A 21,577-nucleotide genomic window follows, 5' to 3' on the forward strand; every position below is an offset into this window, starting at 1 on the left:
CGGCCAGACCCGCAAGTATATGCGAAAACCCGGCGTGCTGCCAGTGCCGCTTCGCGCAAGCTGGTGCATGATGGCGTTTTGGTCCTTTCAAAGGTGGTTTTTATGCGAAAACTAGTTAAAGTAGCAATCCTGAGCGCGCTGCTGGCACTGGGCGGCTGCGCCGCGATGATGCGCACGCCGCCGCTGCCGGGCGATACGCTCGAGGTGGTACGCGCCAAGTTCGGCGAGCCGAGCGCGGTCCATGCGCTGCCATCGGGCCAGGTACTTGAATACGCGACCGGGCCGTACGGCCAGTTCACCTGGATGGCGCGCATGGGGCCGGACGGCAAGCTGCTTGCCTTCGAGCAGGTGCTGGGCGACCTGGGATTCGGGCGCATCAAGATCGACAAGGCGACCCGTGCCGATGTGATGGTGACGGTGGGACGCCCGGCCGAGCGCTCGTACCTGGCCCTGTCGGACCTGGAGGTGTGGTCGTACCGCTATAAAGAGAGCGGCGTGTGGAATTCGATGATGCACGTGCACTTCGACCGTGGCGGCATCGTCAGGAAAATGATCAGCGGGCCGGACCCGATGTATGAAGAGAAGCGCGGGTTTTTCAGGGATTGAGAAAGGCGTGGCGGGGCGTTCGCACCTCGCCGGGCAACGTGCACAGGCCGGCATCTCCGGTATTGCACCGTGTATCGTCCAGCCGTGTCGCGCTGCGAAGGCGGCGGATGACAGCCGCCCGCCTGTTTAACGATCAGTACGTCCGTTGCGCGCCGCGCTTGTTCGGCACGCCCGCCTGGGGTTTATTTGCATCAGTGATGGCGGAGGCAGGCTGTATCCGGTTTGCGGCAGCCGGCGTCCCGGCGAGGCCGCCCCCAGGTGGCACATCCGAGCCCGCATGATTTTGCGCAACGGCGAGATGCTCGTCCGCGAGTGCGATATCCGACCCAGCGTGAACCTGCGCAACGGCGGGAAGAGCGCCCCCGGCCACCTGTACGGCCGCCGGCGTCACGGCAGGCGCCTCCTTGAACAAGGCGGCATCCAGATTGATTTTCCAACCATGTCGCGCAGCACTGGCCGCCACTGCATTTTGCACAGCGCCAACGACAGCTAGCTCCTCCGGGAACAGATTTCGGCTGCCAAGGTCAAAATTGAATTTTTTGAGTGTCATGATCAATCCAGTCTATAACCATTCAGGGCGGTTCGCAATAAACAAGGGGACGACGGTGCGCAAGGTCAGCTGACGAGACAGCGAATGGTCCGTGCGGTTATCCAGGGTATTCTGATGCTTGCGCGCCGATTGCAACGTCAACAGCACACCCAGACTGCCTGGCGGCAAGCCAATTTCCTGCGTTGTGCCGCCCGCGTCGCGCCACAGTCCGATCGACCGCGCCGGCTTGGCCTCAAGCCAGTTCGAGCGATCAACCAAGGCGGCACAGGTAAACGACAGCACTGCCGAGCCAGGATCTTCCGCCAGCACGGTGGCATATCGCCCCGGCCAGCGCGCCGCAAGCTGGGGACCATCCATCAGGAGGGCCACTACCAGGTTGGGCCCTACCGCTTTGATGACCGCCATCGCCGGGTCGGTCCGCGCCAAGTCTTCGCAAATCAAGGTTGCGAGCGACATATCCTTGCGCAGTCCGAACAATGGCAACTTACGTTGTCCGACATCGATATCCTCCCACCATTTGTCATTGCATGGATCAGGATCGAAGTCGAGTGCGTAACGATCGGTTTGATGTCGATCAAGGCGCCACCGATGATGCTTGTTTTGTTCACGCACCACCGCACCTTCCCCGGGTCGGATGACAAAGGTCTGAGCACGGTTGTAGGTGATACCCGTTTCCGGGACGGTATCGAGGACACCCGTAATAAGGAACTCAATGCCGGAGTCCGCCAGCGCCTGGACCAGTTCGCGAGCCAGCCCGGACGACAATGCGCATTCCGGCAGAACAATACCGTTCGGCATCCACGCCGATTCTGCGACGGCTTGCTGGATCAGCGGAAGAAACAATTCATCCGCGAGCTGCCTTCCGGTCAGTTTTTGACCCGCGTGTTCGAGCCAGCGTTGTACCAGCTTAAAATACGCCGGGATGTGATTGTCGACACCAAAACTGGTTCGTGGCGTGCTTAACTGAAAACTCTCCGCGTGGATCACAAAGGGGAAAGGAATGAGCAGAAGACGGAGATCGTAAGGATCTTGCGGATCCGGACGGGAATCGACCGAGCGCTGCTTGCTCGATAAAATCCATGAGGGCGCAACAATCGATTCTGGAGGTAGCAATGCCAGATAATGGCTGAGTGAGCGAATTGTACATCCCACGGAAGACGTGATCGATTTCGGCAACACGATGGCTCTGTCCGGAGGAACGGCGATACACAATGACGCAGGCAAGTTGGGGATCATCCGAGTGGAACGCTCCTTCCCTGTAATGTCTACCAGTGCAAGAGCGGCGAACATGTTTGTATTGGCTTCGTCCTCGCGAACATCCCAGCCCATCCCGATGCACGCTTCATCGGCGATCGCGAACAGCGTCAGCAGGCAGCGAACCAGATCCGCACTGTCGGACAGCCGGTCCACCGGCGTATCGCCATACTCGTTTACCAATCGCTCCCACAGGCGCACCACTTCCGGTGGCGGGGCCAACACGTCCAGATTCCAGGCCAGGGCAAGCGCATTCACACGATCGAGATACACCTCGTGTTCTTTCAGATCGCTCCGGTCCGGACATGCGAGCGTGTAACACCCGGAACGTTCGATCAGAGAGCCGGCAACGGCAAACAGATCGACCGGCCAATTCGGGCACTTCTCCAGCGGCACTCCCTTGGGCCCGTTCGTTGTCACTTCCAGAAGCGATGCCATTGCCTCAGACCCGTGTGGCATGAGATGTTCCACAACTTCGCGGATACGCATTTGTTTCTCTCCGGTAGACTGGCTTCGTAATCTCGCCAGCAATGCACAAATCGGCCGGCACCGCGATATGGCAGCGCGGTGCCCTTCCCTTTCATCGCATCAGATTGAATTCAAACCTGCGCCTTCCTCCGGCCGTGTCGGTCGATCCACAGAAAGGTCAGCGCCGGCACGGGGTGGCGAAACAGTTTCGCACCGGATTTTTTTCCAGCATGCGCAGAGAGGAAAGCGTACTCCTGTTGCCGACACGGTCCTTGCCGGAGGACATACGTTCCCACTCCGAATCATGTTGCGGAACACTCCGGAGTCGTAGTGATGGTCAACCCGCAACGTTGCAGAATCGGCAGACAAGTCAACGACCTTGTCATGAACATTGCGGTCTGCCCCGGCCGCCGAACTTGCGCATGCCGGCTCCCCCTCGTCGTGGCCATTGCGTTGACACGTGCGCAGCACGTCAGCCGGACATTCCACCGACAGCACCGCGCTCATTCTTCCTTGGGAATGTTGATAGGCAACGACTATGACCATCGTTGCCAATAGCCGGCCTCACGCCTACTTGTCGGCCGGCGCCTGCCGGTTTTCGGGTGAGCGCCGATGCGGCCCGAGCCAGTTGCTGTCGTTCCTTAACGCAGCGACCGCGCCTTGCAGGAAACGGTACAGCTCAGGTTTATCCAGGGGCACCAGCATGCCGCGCTCGTACGACGCCGTCCTGGGCCGGCTGGCCACGTGCAGCAGCGCCGGGTCCATGAAGGCATCGTTCCTGAGCGCGTCCAGGGTGGAACGGTCGACAATGGTAAAGTCCAGGCGCCGGTTCGAGACGATCATCTGCAGCGCATTCTTGATTTGCGGCACATCGACGCGGGTAATCTCGCCGGCGGCAATGAGCGGCTCCAGGTCGGGAAAACGGTGGCCGCTCGGGGCGCCGAAGCGCTTGCCGCGCAGGGAGTCCGGCCCGTCGTACTCCAGCGGTGCCGCGCGCGGCGACACCACCAGCGATTCATCGTCCATCAGCCCGGCAGTCCAGAGATAGCGCGTGCGCCCGGGATCATCAAAAAAGCGCGGATGCACCCAGGGAACGACCATCGTGACTTTACCGTTCTGCAAAAGCACATCGAGGCGCCGGCGCGGAATGTAGACCGATTCAAAATGGTAGCGCCCGCCGGACATGCCGTTCAGCTTGCTGGCCAGCCGGGCGTTGAGCCCGGCGGAAGGTTGGCCCGGCACGAACCACGGCACGTATTCATAGTAGGTCGCCAGCTGCACGGTTTCAGCGCCATGCGCGAGGCGCAGCGCCAGCGCCGGCAACAGAAACAGATATCTCAGCCGCATGACCATACCGCCATTGACATCGCCATCCGTTCGTCACTCCCCAGGCCGCTTTGAAGGAACCGAAAATCACCACGCTATTTAACCACGACTGGATGGGAAGCAGTGCCGGCTTGCACGCACCCGCACACCGTTCACCGTCTTTGCCGGCTGCGCTGTCCTTTGCTGTCGAATTGATGTGCCGTTCAAACTGACCGGGCCGCAGCGCCGGTTCGCCTGACGGCACCACTGGTACCGGCAGGCGCCGCTTTCGCGAAGAGATGAAAAACAGGAAAGCCCAGCTATGTTGCGCGTGCGAAACCATGGCTATACTTGCGGCCATGGTCCTCGCCTTCACGCCGCCTCCAGACAAACGCCACGTCGCCGCTTTCGCGCTGACCGTGCTCGTGCACGCTGTGCTGATCGTGGGCTGGCAATATGCCCGGCGCATCCCGCCCGCCGACCACGATCCAGCCCGGACGATTCAGTGGGTGACGATCACGCCGCAACCGAAGAAGGCCGGCACCCCGGCACCAAAACCGGTGCCGCCAGACCTGAGAAAAACGGTCGGGGTGGCTGCCGCGGCGGCGCGCCCTGCCCCCGCCGCGCCGCCAATGCAAGCGCCAGCCCAGCCTGCGGCCGAACAGCCGGCCGAGGTGGCGGCAGCGGACGCACCATCCACGCCAGTGCCGAGCGCGGCCGAGATCATGCAGCAGGCCAGACGCAGCATCGGGAAAATCGATCGGGATTTACGCAAGGCCCATCCCGGGCAGCCGATCACGGCGCCTGTGACGAACGGGGCAACCCGGCTGGCCCAGGGTTTGCAGGCAGCGGCCGACGCAGCACCCAACCGCTGGTACGAGGCGCCCAAGGTCACCGAGATCATCGATCCCGGCCCGTACAGCAGGCGGCGCTACCGGGTGGTCGGCGCCAGCGGCACCTACTGCATCACGGTCGAATCGAACCACGCGCCCGATGGACTGGACATCATGAAAAACGGCATCCAGCACAAGACGACCACCTGCGAAGCGAGCGAACAGGCGGCCACCAGGCAGAAATGGTAGGCCGGTGGCGAAGAAGGTATTCAGGTTCGCTGGCGGCAGGCATGCGTGGGCGCCGTCACATGCGCGTTTTGTGGCAAAGCGTCCAGGGCATCCTGGTCAGGGACTGGCCTTCGATATTGATCCAGCCGGTGCCCGCGGCGAAGCTGACCCAGAGCTTGTTTGGCCCGGCGTACACCATGCTGCCGTCGTCGCCGATAAAGAAAGGACGCGCGCCTTCGGCCAAAGCCTCGTCCAGGTCGACCAGCTTCTCGGCACGGCCGGCGCTGGCGCGGTACAAGGCACTTGGGCGTACCGGCGAGGCTTGCGAATCGGCGCCGCCGATGAAGTACAGGGTGCGTTGCTGCGCACCCACCAGCACCGCGTTATACGGGGCGGCAGTGCCGGCGTAATTGAGTTCGAGCCGTTTCCAGGGCGCGCCAGCAGCGGCCTTGCGCACCAGATGGCGGCGATGATTGGTGCTGCGGGTGGCGTACTGCACGCCGTCGCTGCCGGTGTACACGAAGGATTCACCACCACCGGCGGCCACGGTGTCGCCGCGGTCGGCGAGCTTGCCGGTCACATCGCGCCATGTTTTTCCATGGTCAAGGCTGCGCACGGTGCCGAAGCTCGCGCGCACCAGGATCTCGCCGCTGGCGCTGGTGCGGGCCCAGTGGATTTCCTGGAACGTGCAGGAGCTGGCCTGCGCGCCGCCGGCGGCGGCGCACAAACCAGCGAAGAACAATGCGGACAGACGCATCCCTGCTACTGCTGCGGGTTGAGGCGCTCGATCTTCGAGTGCAGCTTGTTCAGGCCTGACAGGTAAGCCTTGGCCGAGGCGACGATGATATCCGGGTCGGACCCGACGCCGTTGACGATCCGGCCAGAACGCGACAGGCGCATCGTGACCTCGCCCTGCGACTGGGTGCCGTTGCTGATCGCGTTGATCGAAAACAGCACCAGTTCCGCACCGCTGGCCGCTTCCTTTTCGATGGCGTTGACGGTGGCGTCGACCGGGCCGTCTCCCTCGCCTTCGCACGCAAACTCCTTGCCGCCGATCGCGAACACCACTTTGGCGGTCGGGATTTCGCCGGTTTCGGAGCGCTGCGACAGCGACACGAAGCGGTAATGCTCGTCTTCCTGCGCGTGTTCTTCGTCCGAGACGAGCGCCATGATGTCTTCATCAAAAATCTCGGACTTGCGGTCGGCCAGTTCCTTGAAACGGGCAAAGGCGGCATTGACTTCGGCTTCGGATTCGAGTTCGATGCCCAGTTCCCGCAGGCGTTCCTTGAACGCGTTGCGGCCCGAGAGCTTGCCCAGCACGATCTTGTTGGCGGCCCAGCCCACGTCTTCGGCGCGCATGATCTCGTACGTTTCGCGCGCCTTCAAAATGCCATCCTGGTGAATGCCGGAGGCGTGCGCAAAGGCGTTGGCGCCGACCACCGCCTTATTCGGCTGCACGGCGAAGCCGGTAATCTGCGACACCATTTTCGACGCCGCCACGATCTGGGTGGTGTCGATGCCCAGTTCCAGGCCGAAGTGGTCGCTGCGGGTGCGCAGCGCCATCACGACTTCTTCGAGCGCGGTGTTGCCGGCGCGTTCGCCCAGGCCGTTGATGGTGCATTCGATCTGGCGCGCGCCGCCGATCATCACGCCGGCCAGCGAGTTGGCGACCGCCAGGCCAAGGTCGTTGTGGCAGTGGACCGACCAGACGGCCTTGTCGGAGTTGGGGATGCGCTCGCGCAGGCGCTTGATGGTCGCTCCAAACACCTCCGGCACCGCGTAGCCGACCGTGTCGGGGAAGTTGATGGTGGTGGCGCCTTCGGCGATCACCGCTTCGAGCACGCGGCACAGAAAGTCTTCGTCGGAACGGCTGCCGTCTTCGGGCGAGAACTCGATGTCATCGGTGTACTGGCGCGCGCAGCGGATCGCGATTTTGGCCTGTTCGAGCACCTGCTCGGGCTCCATGCGCAGCTTCATCTGCATGTGCAGGGGCGAGGTGGCGATGAAGGTATGGATGCGTTTGCGTTCGGCCGGCGCCAGCGCTTCGGCGGCGCGCGCGATGTCGCGGTCGTTGGCGCGCGAGAGCGAGCAGATGGTCGATTCGCGCACGGCGCTGGCAATGGCGCGGATGGCTTCGAAGTCGCCCGGCGAGGCGGCCGCGAAGCCGGCCTCGATGACGTCGACACGCATGCGCTCCAGCTGGCGCGCAATGCGGACCTTTTCATCCTTGGTCATCGATGCGCCGGGCGATTGCTCGCCGTCGCGCAGGGTGGTGTCAAAAATGATCAGGCGATTCGAATTCGTCATGGCGGCTCCATTGGGCTAGGTGAAAGGGCTGGCGCACGCCAGCGGGCGTGCGCCAGCAAGCGTGCCAGCCGCCGTCAACGCATCGCGTGAACGGTCAGCGGCGTTCGCTCGGGTCGGCAGGTTCGTCGGCGGTCTGCACGATGCTCACTGGCTTGCCCTTGGCAAGGCGCCACGCGTACACGGCATAGCCGGACAAACCATAAATAACAAACAGCGGCATCAGCACTTTTGGCGGGTCGATCGAGACCAGCGCCAGCGCCAGCGCGATCAGGAACACGACGATGAACGGTACCGATTTGCGGAAGTTGACGTCCTTGAAGCTGTAGAACGGGACGTTGGTGACCATGGTCAGGCCGGCGAACAGCGCGATGCACCACGAGATCCACGGCAGCTCGGCGCCGGAAAATCCCAGGTCGGTCATCATCAGCACGAAGCCGGCCACCATGGCGGCGGCGGCCGGGCTGGGCAAGCCCTGGAAGAAGCGCTTGTCGACCACTTCGATATTGGTGTTGAAGCGCGCCAGGCGCAAGGCCGCGGCGGCGCAATAGACAAAGGCGGCCAGCCAGCCGAATTTGCCCAGGCCGCGCAGGGACCATTCGTAGATGACCAGCGCCGGCGCGGCGCCGAAGGACACCATGTCGGCCAGGCTGTCGTACTGGGCGCCGAATTCGGATTGGGTGTTGGTCAGGCGGGCGATGCGCCCGTCGAGGCCATCGAGGATCATGGCGATAAAAATGGCCCAGCCGGCGTGCTCGAAGCGCTGGTTCATGGCCATGACGATGGCGTAAAAGCCGCAGAACAGCGCGGCGGTGGTGAAGGCATTCGGTAACAGGTAGATTCCACGGCGCCGCATCGGGTTGCCGTCGGCATCGAGCCGCTGGCGGCCGATCTTGCTAAAGCGGGACAACTTGCCACCCTTCGCTTTCGGGACTGAGGGCTTTCTGCGGCGTGGGAAGGTGGCCATATGTTTCCGTTTCAAGTAATTGGATCGCTTCGTGCGGCCGCGTCCGAGAGTGGACGCGGCTGGTTTGCCACTTATTATAGTGGGAGCACCGTCAACTTAGCGATCAGATACTTTTACTTGAATTTCACCTTTCCTACAAGACGCATCTGCAAGGTGGTTTCGCCAGGCTCGAAGCTCGGTTCGGCCACTTCGACCGCTTCGGCTTTGGCGGCGCGCATGAACTGCTGCGGCGCAGCATCGCCAGCATAGTTGCCGGAACCTTCGTAGTCCAGCGTCTCAATGACCGCTTCGTTCATCTTGCGGCCCATGGCGCTGGCGATCGCGGAAACGCGTTCGTTCAGGTTCTTGTAGGTCGCGATGAGGCGCTGGTCGTCGAGCTTGCGGGTGGTTTCGGGCGACAGGCCGAAATTGAGACCGTTCAGGGCCAGGATTTTTTGCACGGCGGCCGTCATCCTGGGCAGGTTGGCCAGGTTGGTGGTTTTCACTTCCAGATACTGGCCCACGCGCCAGCCGGTCGGCACGAGCGGACGAGGCTGCGGCTGGCCGTCCGGACGCGGTGCCACTTCCGGATAGACCGGATACGTGTAATAGCCGACCGTTTTCAGGATCGCTTTCGGGTCTTCCCGGCGCACGATCTCGGTGCCCTGCTTCATCTTCTGGTTCACGCGCGAGGCGGCGGCGGCCTTGTCCTTGTCCTGCTCTTCGATAAAGAAGGTGGCAACGACCTGGTCGTTCGGATGGGTCACTTCACCGTAGGCGGGAACGATCACCAGCGCGCCGGCGGTCGCGAGCGTGTTTTGCGCGGAGGCGTGGGTGGCGAGCGTCAGGGCGGCGATTAATGCAATTTTTTTGAGGGACATGTTTTTCTCCAGGTGAATGACAAGCACATGAGGTATGAAACCTCATCAGCTTGGTTAACCCGGACGATACCCGGAATCGGAGGAACCACGTACCGTTGTAATCAAAATTTGCAAATTTGAGAAGGTTGATTACATCTCGTTAACTCGTCGTTCCCGCCACTGGCAGGAACGACGATTCTACGGATAGCGCAAGCTGTTAGTTTTTGGACTGATCAACCAGCTTGTTCTTGGCGATCCACGGCATCATCGCGCGCAGCTTGGCGCCGACTTCTTCGATCGGATGCTCGGACGTCAGGCGGCGGCGCGAGATCAGGGTTGGTGCGCCGGCCTTGTTTTCCAGGATGAAGCTCTTGGCGTATTCGCCGGTCTGGATGTCCTTCAGGCATTGGCGCATCGCATCCTTGGTGGCCGACGTCACCACTTTCGGACCCGTCACGTACTCGCCGTACTCGGCGTTGTTCGAGATCGAGTAGTTCATGTTGGCAATGCCGCCTTCGTAGATCAGGTCGACGATCAGCTTCAACTCGTGCAAGCACTCGAAGTACGCCATTTCCGGCGCGTAGCCCGCTTCGGTCAGGGTCTCGAAGCCAGCCTTGATCAGCTCGACAGCGCCGCCGCACAGAACCGCTTGCTCGCCGAACAGATCGGTCTCGGTTTCTTCACGGAAGTTGGTTTCGATGATGCCGGCACGGCCGCCGCCGTTGGCCATGGCGTACGACAGGGCGATATCGCGCGCCGAGCCGGACTTGTCCTGGTACACGGCGATCAGGTGCGGTACGCCGCCACCGGCTGCGTAGGTACCGCGCACGGTGTGGCCCGGCGCTTTCGGCGCGATCATGATGACGTCGAGGTCGGCGCGTGGCACAACCTGGCCATAGTGCACGTTAAAGCCGTGCGCGAAGGCCAGCACGGCGCCCTGCTTGGCGTGCGGCGCGACGTTTTCGGTGTAGACCTGGGCGATGTTTTCGTCCGGCAGCAAGATCATGATGATGTCGGCTGCTTTGATGGCGTCGTTGACTTCCGCCACTTTCAGGCCAGCCTGCTCGACCTTGGTCCACGACGCGCCGCCCTTGCGCAGGCCGACGGTGACGTTGACGCCCGAATCGTTCAGATTCTGTGCGTGCGCATGGCCTTGCGAACCGTAGCCGATGATGGCAACGTTCTTGCCTTTAACGAGGGAGAGGTCGCAATCTTTGTCGTAAAAAACGTTCATGATAATTTTCCTATAATTTTTAGTGTGGGACGTGCCCGTCCGGGACGTGCCCGCGGGCACGGATTAAACTTTGAGAATGCGTTCGCCGCGGCCGATACCCGATCCACCGGTACGTACCGTTTCGAGGATGGAGGCACGGTCGATGGAATCGATGAACGCGTCGAGCTTGCCCTTGTTGCCGGTCAGCTCGATCGTGTAGGTCTTTTCCGTGACGTCGATGATGCGGCCACGGAAGATATCCGCGGTACGCTTCATCTCTTCGCGTTCCTTGCCGACCGCGCGCACCTTGATCAGCATGAGCTCGCGCTCGATATGCGCGCCCTCGGTCAGGTCGACCACCTTGACCACCTCGATCAGGCGGTTCAGGTGCTTGGTGATCTGTTCGATCACATCGTCCGAGCCGCTGGTGACGATGGTCATGCGCGACAGGGTGGCGTCTTCGGTCGGCGCCACGGTCAGGGTTTCAATGTTGTAGCCGCGGGCCGAGAACAGCCCGACCACGCGCGAGAGCGCACCGGCTTCGTTTTCGAGCAGGACAGAAATGATATGGCGCATTACAGGTCCTCCGAGCCGAGCAGCATTTCGGACAAGCCCTTGCCGGCCTTGACCATCGGCCAGACGTTTTCGGACTGGTCAGTGATGAAGTTCATGAACACGAGGCGGTCTTTCATCCCAAAAGCTTCTTTCAGTGCACCGTCGACGTCGCCCGGCTTTTCGATCTTCATGCCGACGTGGCCGAACGATTCGGCCAGCATCGAGAAGTCCGGCAGCGAATCCATGTAGGACTCGGAGTAGCGCGAACCGTAATCGATCTGCTGCCACTGGCGCACCATGCCGAGGAAGCGGTTGTTGAGCAAAATGATTTTTGGCGTCAGGTGGTACTGCTTGCAGGTAGCCAGCTCCTGGATGCACATCTGGATCGAGCCTTCGCCGGTGATGCAGGCGACCGTCGCGTCCGGATTGGCCATCTGCACGCCCATGGCGTACGGCAAGCCCACCCCCATCGTGCCCAGGCCGCCGGAATTGATCCAGCGGCGCGGCTTGTCGAACGGGTAGTACTGGGCCGCCCACATCTGGTGCTGGCCGACGTCGGAGGTGATGAAGGCGTCGCCCTTGGTGATTTCCCAGACCTTTTGCACCACCGATTGCGGCTTGATGACGAGGTCGGATTCGGCGTATTTCAGGCAGTCGCGCCCGCGCCATTCGCCGATCTGCTTCCACCAGTCTTTCAACGGGGCGGCATTGACCTTGGCGTCGGCGGCGTCGAGCTGCGCGAGGAATTCGATCAGCACGTCCTTGACGTTGCCGACGATCGGAATATCGACCTTGACGCGCTTGGAAATCGACGATGGATCGATGTCCACGTGGATGATCTTGCGCGGATTGGAGGCGAAGTGTTTCGGGTTGCCGATCACGCGGTCGTCGAAGCGCGCGCCGATGGCGATCAGGACGTCGCAGTGCTGCATCGCCATGTTCGCTTCGTAGGTGCCGTGCATGCCGGGCATGCCGACGAAATTGTCGCTCGATGCGCGGTAGCCCCCCAGACCCATCAGGGTGTTGGTGACCGGGAAGCCGAGTTTGTCGACCAGCTTGTTCAGCTCGGGCGAGGCATTGGCCAGGATCACGCCGCCGCCGGTGTAGATCATCGGACGCTCAGCCTGCAGCAGCAGTTGCACGGCCTTGCGGATCTGGCCCGAATGGCCCTTGTCGATCGGCTTGTACGAGCGCATCTCGATATCCTTCGGATAGTCGTAGGCGCATTTGTGCATGCTGATGTCTTTGGGGATATCGACCAGGACCGGACCGGGACGGCCGGTGCGCGCAATGAAGAACGCTTTCTTGATCGTCGCGGCCAGGTCTTTCACATCCTTCACCAGGAAGTTGTGCTTGACGCAGGGACGCGTGATGCCGACGGTATCGCATTCCTGGAAGGCATCCTGGCCGATCGCGGTGCTGGGCACCTGGCCGGAAATGACGACCATCGGAATCGAATCCATGTACGCCGTCGCCAGGCCGGTGACGGCATTGGTGACACCCGGACCGGAGGTGACCAGGGCCACGCCGACGGTGTTCGAGCTGCGCGAATAGGCATCTGCCGCATGCACGGCGGCCTGCTCATGGCGTACCAGGACGTGTTGGAATTTGTCTTGCTTGAAGATGGCGTCGTAGATATACAGTACGGCGCCGCCTGGATAACCGAAAACGTGTTTAACGCCTTCTTCCGCCAGACAACGGACAAGTATTTCGGACCCCGTGATGGTGGCCGATGATTCGTTGTTCATGATACATTCCTTTCAAGACCCATTGGGAGGTGATCGGATGCTCTTTCCTAACGAAATTCGCGTGGCGCGACAGTGCTCAGGCTTCCCTTCTTTCTGCGGTCACGTCGATCTTTCACGTACCCATAGATACGTTACGAACCGGCGCTAAACGCAACTCGTTTGGCGTGAGTTTCTGTAGCGATTACTGCGAACCTCTCGCGCTTGTGGCGCGGGTTAGAGCAAACTGCCTACATATGAAAGCGCGTCATGCCGATGTTGGCCTTGTGTGCCGGTCTCGACTTGACCATACAGCTTCGGGGTTGCAAAGCGTCATATACCTTACTGCGTTGCACCATTCCGGTCAAGTTAAATCGGCCCCGCTTGCCTGCTTTCGTGGCCCTGCAGGGGGCAATCGCAGTAAATACCATGCAAAAAGGCCCATTCTTTGCTAGCATGCGTCAGTTTTCTCCAATGCCACAGGCTATGTACCTGAGGTGCTTCATCTCCCCACCCCTGTTCGCATGGCCACAGACAAAGAGTTATCCGATTTTCTTGAGAATGTCGAACGGCGCGCTTTCAAGCAGGCCGTGTACGCCGTCCGCAAGGATGAAGCGGCGCTGGATATCGTGCAGGACGCGATGATCAAGCTCGCCGAAAAATACGGAGACAAGCCGGCCGCCGAGCTGCCGATGCTGTTCCAGCGCATCCTGCAAAACACCATCCTCGATTACTTCCGGCGCGAAAAGGTGCGCAATACCTGGGTCAGCCTCTTCTCGGGCATGGGTAAACGCGAGGGAGAAGACGAAGAATTTGATATACTTGAATCGCTTGAGGCAGAACAAGGTTCGGCCTCGGCGGAATCGAGCGCCGATCAGGTCGAGCGCCAGCAGACACTCAGTCTGATCGATGCCGAAGTACAAAAACTGCCGGCGCGTCAACGGGAAGCCTTCCTCATGCGTTACTGGCAGGACATGGACGTGGCTGAAACAGCCGAAGCGATGGGGTGTTCGGAGGGAAGTGTCAAAACGCACTGCTCGCGAGCCACCCATACCCTCGCTGAATCGCTGAAAGCCAAGGGAATAAAATTATGAACACCGACGATCTGAACTTTGCGTACAAGGTACGCCATGCCCTGAACGAGCACCTCGACGACCTGCCGGCGTCGACCAGCGAGCGCCTGGCCGCCGCGCGCGCGGCCGCGATGGCGCGCAAGAAGCCGCACGCCCCGCTCAAGGCTGCGCAAACTCAGCTGGCAGGCAATATCGGCGCCCTGTTCTCGTTTTCCTCGCTCGGCCGCATGAGCGTGGCCATTCCCCTGATGGCGCTGGTGGCCGGCCTGGCTGGCGTATACCAGTATGAAGAACAGCAGCGCATCGCCGAAATCGCCGAGCTGGACGCGGCAGTCCTGTCCGACGAACTGCCGCTGACGGCGTATCTGGACCAGGGTTTCAACGCCTACCTCGCGCAGCGCGGCCAATAAGGATGACGCGCGCGACCCCATCGTTGACGTCCCTGGCGCTCGCGCTTGCCTTGTTGGCAACAACTGGCGCGGCGGGTATCGCCGCAGCCCAGACCGGTGCGCCACCACCCGCAGGCCCGCCATTGCAAGCCCCGGCAGTCGTTCCGGGGCAGGCTCCAACGCCGGTCATCGCGCCCATCTCGAAACCCGCACCCGCCATTGCCACGAAACCGGCGGCGATTGCCGACAAACCGCTGTGGAAAGAGCTGTCGCGCCCGCAGCAGGTGACGCTCGACCCGCTCAAGGGCGAGTGGGACCATATGGAAACGGTGCGCAAGCAAAAGTGGCTCGATATCGCCAACCGCTATTCTTCGATGAAACCCGATGAGCAACTGCGGGTGCAGGAGCGCATGCGCGACTGGATCAAGCTCACGCCCGAAGAACGGCGCCTGGCGCGCGAAAACTATACCCTTAGCAAGAAGCTCGGCAAGAGCAAGAAGTCGGTGGAATGGGAAAAATACCAGCAGTTACCTGAAGAAGAGAAGAAAAAGCTGGCACTTGACGCCGCTGTCGCGAAAAAACAGGTCACCAACCTGCCGCCGACCACGCAGACCAAGCCGCTTGCACCGACCAAGCCGCCTGCCGCCTGTCCGCCCGGCACGATCCGCAATGCCCCGGCTGCCGTGCCGCGTTGCATCGTCAGCTCGGTTGCAGGCGCACCGCTGGCCGTGCCGGCCACGCCGCCGGCTGTTACAACTCCACCGATGACACCGCCGGGCAATCCGGCAACTCCCGTATCCAATGCAAAATAGCAAGACCCCGATTGCCACGCCCACCCTGAAACGTCGTCTGATCTGCTTGGTGTACGAGCTGTTCCTGCTGACCGCCGTGGTCATGTTCGGCCTGCTCATCTTCCTGCTGGTGACCCAGAAACTGAGCCAGAGCATCATCGAATATGGCCGCACGGTGGTGCTGTTCCTGGTGCCGGGCGCTTATTTCATCTATTCCTGGACCGGCAGCGGCCATACGCTGGCCATGAAAACCTGGCGCATCAAGCTGGTCAAGGTGGGCCATGCGAGCGTGCCGTTCAAGGCCGCCGCCGTGCGCTACCTGCTGGGCTGGGGCTGGGTGCTGCCGGCACTGATCATCTGCTGGCGCTTTAATCTGACCAGCAAAACCCAGGTAGCCAGCGCGCTGGCGATCAACATCGTGGCGTGGGGCATGACCGCGTTTCTCGACAAGGACCGCCAGTTCCTGCACGACAGGCTGGCCGGCACGCGGCTCATTTCGTTGCCCAAGCCGGTCAAAGCCGTCAAGGCTGCCAAGCCGGCGCAAGCCTGAACCCAGGGGGCAACATGAGCGACGCCTTGTGTCCCCTGTGCGGCCGGCCCCTGGGAACGCTGCATGTCGACCGCCATCACCTGATTCCCAAGACGTACAAGGGACGCGAGCAGTTCGATATTCACAAGATCTGCCACCAGAAAATCCATTCGACCTTCACCGAGCACGAGTTATTCAAATCCTTCCATACCTGGGAAGCGTTGCGGCAGCATGACGATATTCGCGCGTTTATCGCCTGGGTGGCGAAAAAGGAGCCTTCGTATTTTTCGCGCAATGTGCGCTCGAATAATAAAAACAAGCGATAAACCGGCTGTATTGATTAAACTTTAATAATCGGTTAGCATTTGCTTGAGAAGGCTCAGGTTGGGCTTCCTTCTACCCCTGATTCAGTCTGACCGATTCCCTTCTCACCTTTCAAAAACGGATCAAGGCATGCGCCTGCATCCGTTTTTTTGCTATGGGACCCACCATGTCTGCCGATTTTCAAGAAACCCGGGCGCTGCTGCTGCGCCGCCAGGCCAGCGTATTCGCCCCGGAAGGCGCCGAGCGCCAGCCCGAGGCCTGCATGCAGCTGTTCGACATCGACCTGGCCAAACTCGGCTACGCGCTCTCGCAGCGCCTGCGCGCGCGCCTGCAAACCGTGGCCACGCCTGTGCTGACCGCCTTGCAGGAGCACATCTGGAAAACCCTGGCAGCGCAGCTCGGCGCCAACCGCCAGCACACGCCACTATTCAGGCGCTTTCCCGACAATATCCCGTCCAACACCCACGCGCTCTGGGTCGACCGGGTCCTGACGCACTTCATGCAGGCGCCCGGCCAGCCATGCGTGCACTGTGGCGGCACCGGAACCACCCATGTGCTCAAACCTTGCGAGCATGTGGTGTGCGACGCCTGCTTCGATGGCGCCAATTACAGCGCCTGCCCCATCTGCCATCGCCACGCCGACCGCGACTCGCCGTTTTTCCTCCCCGCCCCTGCGCTCAAACACGGCACGGCGACGGGACCGCTCAAACTGCTCGACCTCGGCGAGAGCATGGACGACGCGGCTCAGGTGCTGGTGCGCGCCATGTGCGAGCGCAAGCAGGCCATGTCGCCCGTCGACACGGACGATTTCAAGACGCTCGCCGGCGAATACCGCCTGCGCCTGCTGGCCTGGATTCCCGCGCAGATCCCGGTGCGTGAAAATATCGCCCTGCTGTTCGGCACCCTGCTCAAGCACTGCGAGCCGGCCGCCGTGCTGGCCGCGGCCGGCCCGCATATCGGCACCGCGACGGACGTCATTCGCCTCGTCGCCGTCTACTCCGGCGCCGATCCGTCGCTGCAAGGACAACTCGTGTATCGCCAGGTTCCGATCGCGAAGGCGCGTGGCATGGCGCGCTTCAAGGCCTTGTTCACGCCGGGATCGTACTGGAACAAGCAAGCGAGCTTGCCGCTACCGGTGACCATCAAGCGCTTCAAGATGGCCAGGCTGGGGCGTCCACTGCGCCGTGCTCTCCTCGCCCTGCTGGAGAGCTTGCATCCCGATTCGCTGACCGAAGACATGCTGCGCCACCGCTCGTATTGGGTCTGGCTGGGCGAGTTCCTGCACCCGCAGGAATATCACAAGCGCTATCCGAAGGTGGCGTTCGCGTTCAGCGTGGTGCGCAAGAAGGGACCGGACGGCACGCCGGGGCCGCAGTTCGAGACTTTTTACGCCGGGCTGGAAAAGGCTGTCATGCGCAAGGATGCGATTGCCATGGTCGCGCTGCTGCGCCAGCGGCCGGGGGAACTGGCGCGACGCTTCGATCATGCCCTGAGCCTAGCCGCTGGCGACAGCGCCGCCGTAAGCGCCGTGCTGGACGCCTTTGCAAGGTGCGCGCCACAGTTTGCCACGCCGGTCCTGCTGACCTTGCGCGCCCTGCTGCCAACCCGCCTGCACGCGGGACAGACGCGCATCTACTGGCCCAAAGGGTCGGTGGCGACCGGATTCATGGCGCCCGACCAGCGCGCCCCTCTGCCGCGACAGACAGTGGACCAGGCAGTGGCCCTGGTCGAGCGCGAGCTGCTGGCGCGCTTTTCGAGCAAGCCGCCCGTGGGCGACTGGTTGATCGATGCCGCGCTGGCCGACATCATGGTGCCGTTCAACGAGCGCACCGCCAGCCGCTCGGCCATCCAGCTGCCGCGCGGCTCGGTGCTGCCGGTCCCGCCGGGCAAAAAGGCGCGCCTGTTCCTGCACTGGTGCCAGCCGGAGAACGGCGCGCGCAGCGACCTGGATCTCTCGGTCGCCTTCTACGACGAACAGTGGTGCTTGCGGGGAGTCTGTTCCTACTATCAGCTCACCTGCAAGGGAAGCGATGGCAGCATCATCGCCACCAGTGCGGGCGACCTGACGGACGCGCCCTTCCCCGACGGCGCCAGCGAGTTTGTCGACCTGGACTGCGAACTGGCGCGCCAGAACGGCGTGCGCTATGCGGTCGCGGTGCTGAACAATTACTCGGGGATGCCGTTCGAAGACCTGGAACATGCGTTCGCGGGCCTGATGTTCCGGGACGATGTGCAAGGTGCCCACTTCGATCCGCGCGCGGTGGCGCTGCGCTTCGACCTGGCCGGAACCAACGGCGTGTTCCTGCCGATGGTGTTCGACCTGCGCGAAAACCAGTTGCACTGGCTGGACCTGTACGCACCGGGCGGATTTGAATTCAATAACGTGGCAACGTCGACGGCGGCCATCAGCGCCGTGTGCCCGGCCATGATTGCCTACTTCGCCAGCAGCATCCGCATGTCGATGTACCACCTGGCCTTGCTGCATGGGGCGGCGCGCGCGCAAAGGGTGATCTTGCGCGGTGATGGCACGCTGCGGGCGCTATCTCGCCACGAGGGTGAGAATAACGCCAGCTTCCTGGCGCGCCTGCGCACGTGGAATCCGCAAGATGTCGACAATGCGCCCGTCATGCACGAAGCACCGCTGTTCGCCGCCCTGCTCGACGCCGATATTGCGCTGCCGGAGAACAGCATCGTGTATGCGTTGCGGCCCGGCGTGAGCGCGGCGACCATCGCCGCCAGCGACCTGATTTCGTAAGCCCGGCGGCGCCGGGTCAGAAACGTTCGTAGTCGTGCAGGTAGCGCCACTGCCCCGACGGCAGGCTGGCCATCGGCAGGCGGCCGATGCGCAGGCGCTTGATGCTGACGATGCTCAGGCCGACCAGGCGGCACATGTGCATCAGCTGGCCGGGCTTGACGCCCTTGAGTGCGAAGCGCAGCCGCGTTTCGTTCTGCCAGCTGACCTTCATCGGCGGGATTTCCTTGCCGTTGAAGGTCAGGCCATGATTGAGCAGCGCCAGGCCGCCTTCGCGGATAGTGCCTTTGACTTCCACCACGAACTCCTGCTCGACGCGCGCACCTTCATCGATCAGCTTGCGCGCCACGCGGAAGTCCTGGGTGAACACCACCAGGCCGCTGGCCTTGGTTTCGAGCGGCGATGTCAACGTGAGGTTGGCCAGGTGGCGCTTGAGAAAGCGCTGCTTGCCGTGTTCCGCCACCAGCAGGTTCTCTTGCGTGAGCAGGTTCAGGGCCGCTTCGGCATCGGCATCGGCGCCAGCGCTGTAGCCGGCCGGCTTGTGGAACAGGATGGTGACCGGCGCCAGTTCGACCAGCGTTGCCTCGGGATGGATGACGACGTCCTGCTCGTCGGCCACGCGCGCGCCGGCTTCCTCGACGACCACGCCGTCAACGCTGATCCATCCTCCCGCGATGTACTTGTCGGCTTCCGCGCGCGAGCACGGCATCATTTCGGCGACGCGCTTGGCGAGGCGGATGGTGGAATCATTCATGCAGCTTCGTGCCAGTCTTTAAAAAATGCGGTGAATACGGCGACGACACGTTCGACGTCGGCCGCGGTGATGTTGAGGTGGGTGACCAGGCGCGTGTGCTGGCCGACCGTGGCGCGGATTTGCTCGCGCGCCAGCGTGGCGCGCAGGGCGTTGCAGGCGGCTGGCGGCACCTCGATGTAGAAAATATTTGTCTGCGGCGTGGCGACCTTGAGCTGGGCGATCTGCGCCAGGCCGCGCGACAGGTTGGCCGCGTTGGCATGATCATCCGCCAGGCGCTGCACGTTGTGTTCGAGCGCGTACAAGCCGGCCGCGGCGATCGTGCCGGCCTGGCGCATGCCGCCGCCAAGCATCTTGCGCCAGCGCTTGCCCTGTTCGATGAAGGCCTTGTTCCCCAACAGGACCGAACCGATGGGCGCGCCCAATCCCTTGGACAGGCAGACAGACACGCTGTCGAAACCGGCGCAGGCCGCGCGCAGGCTGATGCCCTGCTTGACGGCGGCGTTGCAGATGCGCGCGCCATCGAGGTGCGTGACCAGGCCGCGCGCATGCGCGAGCGTGGTGGCGGCCGCCATGTAGCCGGCGCCGAGCACGCGCCCGCCGATGGTGTTTTCCAGCGCCAGGACGCGGGTGCGGGCGAAGTGCATGTCGTCCGGCTTGATGTAGGCCTCGATGTCGGTCAGCGCGATGCTGCCGTCGGGCTGGTTGGCGATCGGCTGCGGCTGGATGCTGCCCAGCACCGCGGCGCCCCCGCCTTCGTATTTATACGTGTGCGCCTCCTGGCCGACCAGATACTCGTCGCCGCGCGCGCAGTGCAGCAGCAGCGCAATCAGGTTGCTCTGCGTGCCCGACGGCGCATACAGGCCGGCCTCGTAGCCGAACATCGCGGCGGCCGTGTCCTGCAGGCGGTTGACGGTGGGGTCGTCGCCGTACACGTCGTCGCCCAGGGGCGCGCTGTGCATGGCGTCGCGCATGGCGTCGCCCGGTTGGGTGACGGTGTCGCTGCGCAGGTCAATCCAGGAGAGGGCGTCGTGGCTCATGTCGTCGATTCGGCTTCCGCTAAATGTTGAGTGTAGAAACGCTCGCCCATTTCTTCCAGGCCGAGCGTGGCGAGGACTTCCTGCAAACGGTCGGTGGGACGCTTGCGCGGCAGGTTCTTGTAGCTGGCGATGATCAGCTCATTTTTCATCGAATGCTCCCAGCCCACCAGCTCCGTCACGTTGACCTGGTAGCCGTGCGCTTCGAGCTGCAGGCAGCGCAGCACGTTGGTGACCTGGCTGCCGAATTCGCGCGTGTGCAGCGGGTGGCGCCAGATTTCGGTCAGCGCGCTCTTGCCCAGGTCCTTGCCCTTGTTCTTCTTGAGGACCGTGGCCACTTCGGCCTGGCAGCACGGCACCAGCACCATGAACCTGGCGCGCTTCTTGAGCGCGAAATCGATGGCGTCGTCGGTGGCGGTATTGCAGGCGTGGAGCGCGGTGACGATGTCGATCTGTTCCGGCAGCTTGTCGGAGCGGGTCGATTCGGCGACCGACAGGTTCAGGAACGACATGCCGGGAAAGCCCAGCTTTTGCGCCAGCGCGGCCGACTTTTGCACCAGTTCTTCGCGCGTTTCGATTCCATAGATACGCGAGCCGTCATCGAGGCCCTTGAAGAACAGGTCGTACAGGATGAAGCCGAGGTAGGACTTGCCGGCGCCATGGTCGACCAGCGAAATGGCGGGGTGGTCCTGCTGGATTTCCTTGAGCAGCGGCTCGATGAACTGGTACAGGTGATACACCTGCTTGAGCTTGCGGCGGCTGTCCTGATTCAGCTTGCCGTCGCGCGTGAGGATGTGCAGTTCCTGCAGCAGCGCGATCGACTGGCCGGGACGGATTTCGGGCGCCAGCGTTTCAGCCGGCCTGGCCTTGTCGGCGGTGGTGTCAGCGCGCTTCATCGATCCACGCCGCCTGAATCGCTTCCAGTACCTTCTCGCCGCCGCGGGTGCGGTCGTCGTCGAAGCCGTCGAGCTCAATCACCCAGTTGTGCAGGTCGACGAAACGCACCGCGGCCGGATCGACCTCGGGGTGTTTGTCGAACAGCGCCTCGGCGATGGCCGTGATGTCGCTCCATTTCATGGCAGGCT

Annotated in this window: 22 protein-coding genes; 8 read left to right on the forward strand and 14 right to left on the reverse strand. The window is 62.4% G+C overall.

Translation table 11 applies throughout. The features are described 5' to 3' along the window. The first annotated feature begins 102 nt into the window (after positions 1-102). On the forward strand, positions 103-606 hold the full coding sequence (locus RBA41_RS13495; RefSeq protein ID WP_306624472.1) for a hypothetical protein: 504 nt from the start codon (positions 103-105) through the stop codon (positions 604-606). Positions 607-739: 133 nt separating this feature from the next. On the opposite strand, the gene RBA41_RS13500 is transcribed toward RBA41_RS13495, so the two are convergent. From RBA41_RS13500 to RBA41_RS13510, 3 genes are all read right to left on the reverse strand, one after another. Then, entirely contained in the window at positions 740-1,156 is a 417-nt protein-coding gene (locus RBA41_RS13500) for a hypothetical protein (protein ID WP_306624474.1), read from the reverse strand. Between the two features lie 12 nt (positions 1,157-1,168). Continuing rightward, entirely contained in the window at positions 1,169-2,899 is a 1,731-nt protein-coding gene (locus RBA41_RS13505; RefSeq protein ID WP_306624476.1) for a hypothetical protein, read from the reverse strand. A 549-nt stretch (positions 2,900-3,448) separates the two neighbouring features. After that, entirely contained in the window at positions 3,449-4,225 is a 777-nt protein-coding gene (locus RBA41_RS13510) for a substrate-binding periplasmic protein (RefSeq protein WP_306624478.1), read from the reverse strand. A gap of 299 nt (positions 4,226-4,524) precedes the next feature. On the opposite strand from RBA41_RS13510, the gene RBA41_RS13515 reads away from it, so the two are divergent. Continuing rightward, positions 4,525-5,265, forward strand: coding sequence for a hypothetical protein (locus RBA41_RS13515; RefSeq protein WP_306624480.1), 741 nt, complete (start codon positions 4,525-4,527; stop codon positions 5,263-5,265). Positions 5,266-5,320: 55 nt separating this feature from the next. Here RBA41_RS13515 and RBA41_RS13520 read toward each other — a convergent pair whose 3' ends face one another. From RBA41_RS13520 to RBA41_RS13550, 7 genes are all read right to left on the reverse strand, one after another. Beyond that, entirely contained in the window at positions 5,321-6,001 is a 681-nt protein-coding gene (locus tag RBA41_RS13520; protein ID WP_306624482.1) for a hypothetical protein, read from the reverse strand. A gap of 5 nt (positions 6,002-6,006) precedes the next feature. Further along, a complete protein-coding gene (locus tag RBA41_RS13525; RefSeq protein ID WP_306624484.1) occupies positions 6,007-7,551 on the reverse strand; it encodes a 2-isopropylmalate synthase in 1,545 nt (514 codons plus the stop codon). 94 nt (positions 7,552-7,645) lie between these two features. Continuing rightward, entirely contained in the window at positions 7,646-8,515 is an 870-nt protein-coding gene (gene pssA / locus RBA41_RS13530) for a CDP-diacylglycerol--serine O-phosphatidyltransferase (RefSeq protein ID WP_306624486.1), read from the reverse strand. A 113-nt stretch (positions 8,516-8,628) separates the two neighbouring features. Further along, complete coding sequence (locus tag RBA41_RS13535) at positions 8,629-9,375, reverse strand: SIMPL domain-containing protein (RefSeq protein ID WP_306624488.1); 747 nt, start codon at positions 9,373-9,375, stop codon at positions 8,629-8,631. Positions 9,376-9,571: 196 nt separating this feature from the next. Continuing rightward, entirely contained in the window at positions 9,572-10,588 is a 1,017-nt protein-coding gene (ilvC, locus tag RBA41_RS13540; RefSeq protein WP_054263690.1) for a ketol-acid reductoisomerase, read from the reverse strand. A 63-nt stretch (positions 10,589-10,651) separates the two neighbouring features. Then, complete coding sequence (gene ilvN / locus RBA41_RS13545) at positions 10,652-11,143, reverse strand: acetolactate synthase small subunit (protein ID WP_054263691.1); 492 nt, start codon at positions 11,141-11,143, stop codon at positions 10,652-10,654. Beyond that, on the reverse strand, positions 11,143-12,870 hold the full coding sequence (locus RBA41_RS13550) for an acetolactate synthase 3 catalytic subunit (protein WP_306624490.1): 1,728 nt from the start codon (positions 12,868-12,870) through the stop codon (positions 11,143-11,145). The genes ilvN and RBA41_RS13550 overlap by 1 nt, the downstream gene beginning before the upstream one ends. Positions 12,871-13,370: 500 nt before the next feature. Between RBA41_RS13550 and RBA41_RS13555 the strand changes: the two genes are divergently transcribed. The 6 genes from RBA41_RS13555 (at position 13,371) to RBA41_RS13580 (ending at position 18,707) form a co-directional block, all read left to right on the forward strand. Beyond that, complete coding sequence (locus RBA41_RS13555; protein ID WP_099876475.1) at positions 13,371-13,940, forward strand: RNA polymerase sigma factor; 570 nt, start codon at positions 13,371-13,373, stop codon at positions 13,938-13,940. Further along, the gene (locus RBA41_RS13560) at positions 13,937-14,329 is read left to right on the forward strand and encodes a DUF3619 family protein (RefSeq protein ID WP_306624492.1); all 393 of its coding nucleotides are present in this window, start codon (positions 13,937-13,939) and stop codon (positions 14,327-14,329) included. The genes RBA41_RS13555 and RBA41_RS13560 overlap by 4 nt, the downstream gene beginning before the upstream one ends. A gap of 2 nt (positions 14,330-14,331) precedes the next feature. Then, complete coding sequence (locus tag RBA41_RS13565) at positions 14,332-15,120, forward strand: DUF3106 domain-containing protein (RefSeq protein ID WP_306624494.1); 789 nt, start codon at positions 14,332-14,334, stop codon at positions 15,118-15,120. After that, a complete protein-coding gene (locus RBA41_RS13570; protein WP_306624496.1) occupies positions 15,110-15,649 on the forward strand; it encodes an RDD family protein in 540 nt (179 codons plus the stop codon). Before RBA41_RS13565 ends, RBA41_RS13570 begins: the two co-directional genes overlap by 11 nt. Before the next feature lie 14 nt (positions 15,650-15,663). Continuing rightward, positions 15,664-15,954, forward strand: a complete 291-nt coding sequence (locus tag RBA41_RS13575) for a hypothetical protein (RefSeq protein WP_306624497.1) — start codon at positions 15,664-15,666, stop codon at positions 15,952-15,954. A 164-nt stretch (positions 15,955-16,118) separates the two neighbouring features. Continuing rightward, positions 16,119-18,707 carry an MXAN_6230/SCO0854 family RING domain-containing protein gene (locus tag RBA41_RS13580; protein WP_306624498.1) on the forward strand — a complete coding sequence of 863 codons (2,589 nt, stop codon included), beginning with the start codon at positions 16,119-16,121 and terminating at the stop codon, positions 18,705-18,707. A 16-nt stretch (positions 18,708-18,723) separates the two neighbouring features. Here the strand turns inward: RBA41_RS13580 and RBA41_RS13585 are convergent, their stop codons facing one another. The 4 genes from RBA41_RS13585 to iscX are packed head-to-tail and all read right to left on the reverse strand — an operon-like array spanning position 18,724 to position 21,569. Beyond that, on the reverse strand, positions 18,724-19,458 hold the full coding sequence (locus RBA41_RS13585) for an rRNA pseudouridine synthase (protein WP_306624499.1): 735 nt from the start codon (positions 19,456-19,458) through the stop codon (positions 18,724-18,726). Next, positions 19,455-20,495 carry a low-specificity L-threonine aldolase gene (gene ltaE, locus RBA41_RS13590; RefSeq protein WP_306624500.1) on the reverse strand — a complete coding sequence of 347 codons (1,041 nt, stop codon included), beginning with the start codon at positions 20,493-20,495 and terminating at the stop codon, positions 19,455-19,457. The genes RBA41_RS13585 and ltaE overlap by 4 nt, the downstream gene beginning before the upstream one ends. Beyond that, complete coding sequence (locus RBA41_RS13595) at positions 20,492-21,388, reverse strand: class I SAM-dependent methyltransferase (RefSeq protein WP_306624501.1); 897 nt, start codon at positions 21,386-21,388, stop codon at positions 20,492-20,494. The genes ltaE and RBA41_RS13595 overlap by 4 nt, the downstream gene beginning before the upstream one ends. Continuing rightward, positions 21,375-21,569 (reverse strand): Fe-S cluster assembly protein IscX, encoded by a 195-nt coding sequence (iscX, locus tag RBA41_RS13600; protein ID WP_306624503.1) that lies wholly within the window; start codon positions 21,567-21,569, stop codon positions 21,375-21,377. Before iscX ends, RBA41_RS13595 begins: the two co-directional genes overlap by 14 nt. Between the last annotated feature and the right edge of the window lie 8 nt (positions 21,570-21,577).

Origin of the sequence: Massilia scottii, assembly GCF_030846495.1 — a bacterium.
In the GTDB taxonomy this organism is placed as follows: Bacteria; Pseudomonadota; Gammaproteobacteria; order Burkholderiales; family Burkholderiaceae_D; genus Telluria_A; species Telluria_A violaceinigra.

Coding starts and splice junctions, on each gene's coding strand:
- RBA41_RS13580 (WP_306624498.1), top strand. CDS start 16,119: ATGTCTGCCGATTTTCAAGAAACCCGGGCGCTGCTGCTGCGCCGCCAG.
- ilvC (WP_054263690.1), bottom strand. CDS start 10,588: ATGAACGTTTTTTACGACAAAGATTGCGACCTCTCCCTCGTTAAAGGC.
- RBA41_RS13570 (WP_306624496.1), top strand. CDS start 15,110: ATGCAAAATAGCAAGACCCCGATTGCCACGCCCACCCTGAAACGTCGT.
- RBA41_RS13595 (WP_306624501.1), bottom strand. CDS start 21,388: ATGAAGCGCGCTGACACCACCGCCGACAAGGCCAGGCCGGCTGAAACG.
- RBA41_RS13555 (WP_099876475.1), top strand. CDS start 13,371: ATGGCCACAGACAAAGAGTTATCCGATTTTCTTGAGAATGTCGAACGG.
- RBA41_RS13500 (WP_306624474.1), bottom strand. CDS start 1,156: ATGACACTCAAAAAATTCAATTTTGACCTTGGCAGCCGAAATCTGTTC.
- RBA41_RS13495 (WP_306624472.1), top strand. CDS start 103: ATGCGAAAACTAGTTAAAGTAGCAATCCTGAGCGCGCTGCTGGCACTG.
- RBA41_RS13565 (WP_306624494.1), top strand. CDS start 14,332: ATGACGCGCGCGACCCCATCGTTGACGTCCCTGGCGCTCGCGCTTGCC.
- pssA (WP_306624486.1), bottom strand. CDS start 8,515: ATGGCCACCTTCCCACGCCGCAGAAAGCCCTCAGTCCCGAAAGCGAAG.
- RBA41_RS13575 (WP_306624497.1), top strand. CDS start 15,664: ATGAGCGACGCCTTGTGTCCCCTGTGCGGCCGGCCCCTGGGAACGCTG.
- ilvN (WP_054263691.1), bottom strand. CDS start 11,143: ATGCGCCATATCATTTCTGTCCTGCTCGAAAACGAAGCCGGTGCGCTC.
- RBA41_RS13560 (WP_306624492.1), top strand. CDS start 13,937: ATGAACACCGACGATCTGAACTTTGCGTACAAGGTACGCCATGCCCTG.
- RBA41_RS13585 (WP_306624499.1), bottom strand. CDS start 19,458: ATGAATGATTCCACCATCCGCCTCGCCAAGCGCGTCGCCGAAATGATG.
- RBA41_RS13515 (WP_306624480.1), top strand. CDS start 4,525: ATGGCTATACTTGCGGCCATGGTCCTCGCCTTCACGCCGCCTCCAGAC.
- RBA41_RS13525 (WP_306624484.1), bottom strand. CDS start 7,551: ATGACGAATTCGAATCGCCTGATCATTTTTGACACCACCCTGCGCGAC.
- RBA41_RS13520 (WP_306624482.1), bottom strand. CDS start 6,001: ATGCGTCTGTCCGCATTGTTCTTCGCTGGTTTGTGCGCCGCCGCCGGC.
- iscX (WP_306624503.1), bottom strand. CDS start 21,569: ATGAAATGGAGCGACATCACGGCCATCGCCGAGGCGCTGTTCGACAAA.
- RBA41_RS13550 (WP_306624490.1), bottom strand. CDS start 12,870: ATGAACAACGAATCATCGGCCACCATCACGGGGTCCGAAATACTTGTC.
- ltaE (WP_306624500.1), bottom strand. CDS start 20,495: ATGAGCCACGACGCCCTCTCCTGGATTGACCTGCGCAGCGACACCGTC.
- RBA41_RS13510 (WP_306624478.1), bottom strand. CDS start 4,225: ATGCGGCTGAGATATCTGTTTCTGTTGCCGGCGCTGGCGCTGCGCCTC.
- RBA41_RS13505 (WP_306624476.1), bottom strand. CDS start 2,899: ATGCGTATCCGCGAAGTTGTGGAACATCTCATGCCACACGGGTCTGAG.
- RBA41_RS13535 (WP_306624488.1), bottom strand. CDS start 9,375: ATGTCCCTCAAAAAAATTGCATTAATCGCCGCCCTGACGCTCGCCACC.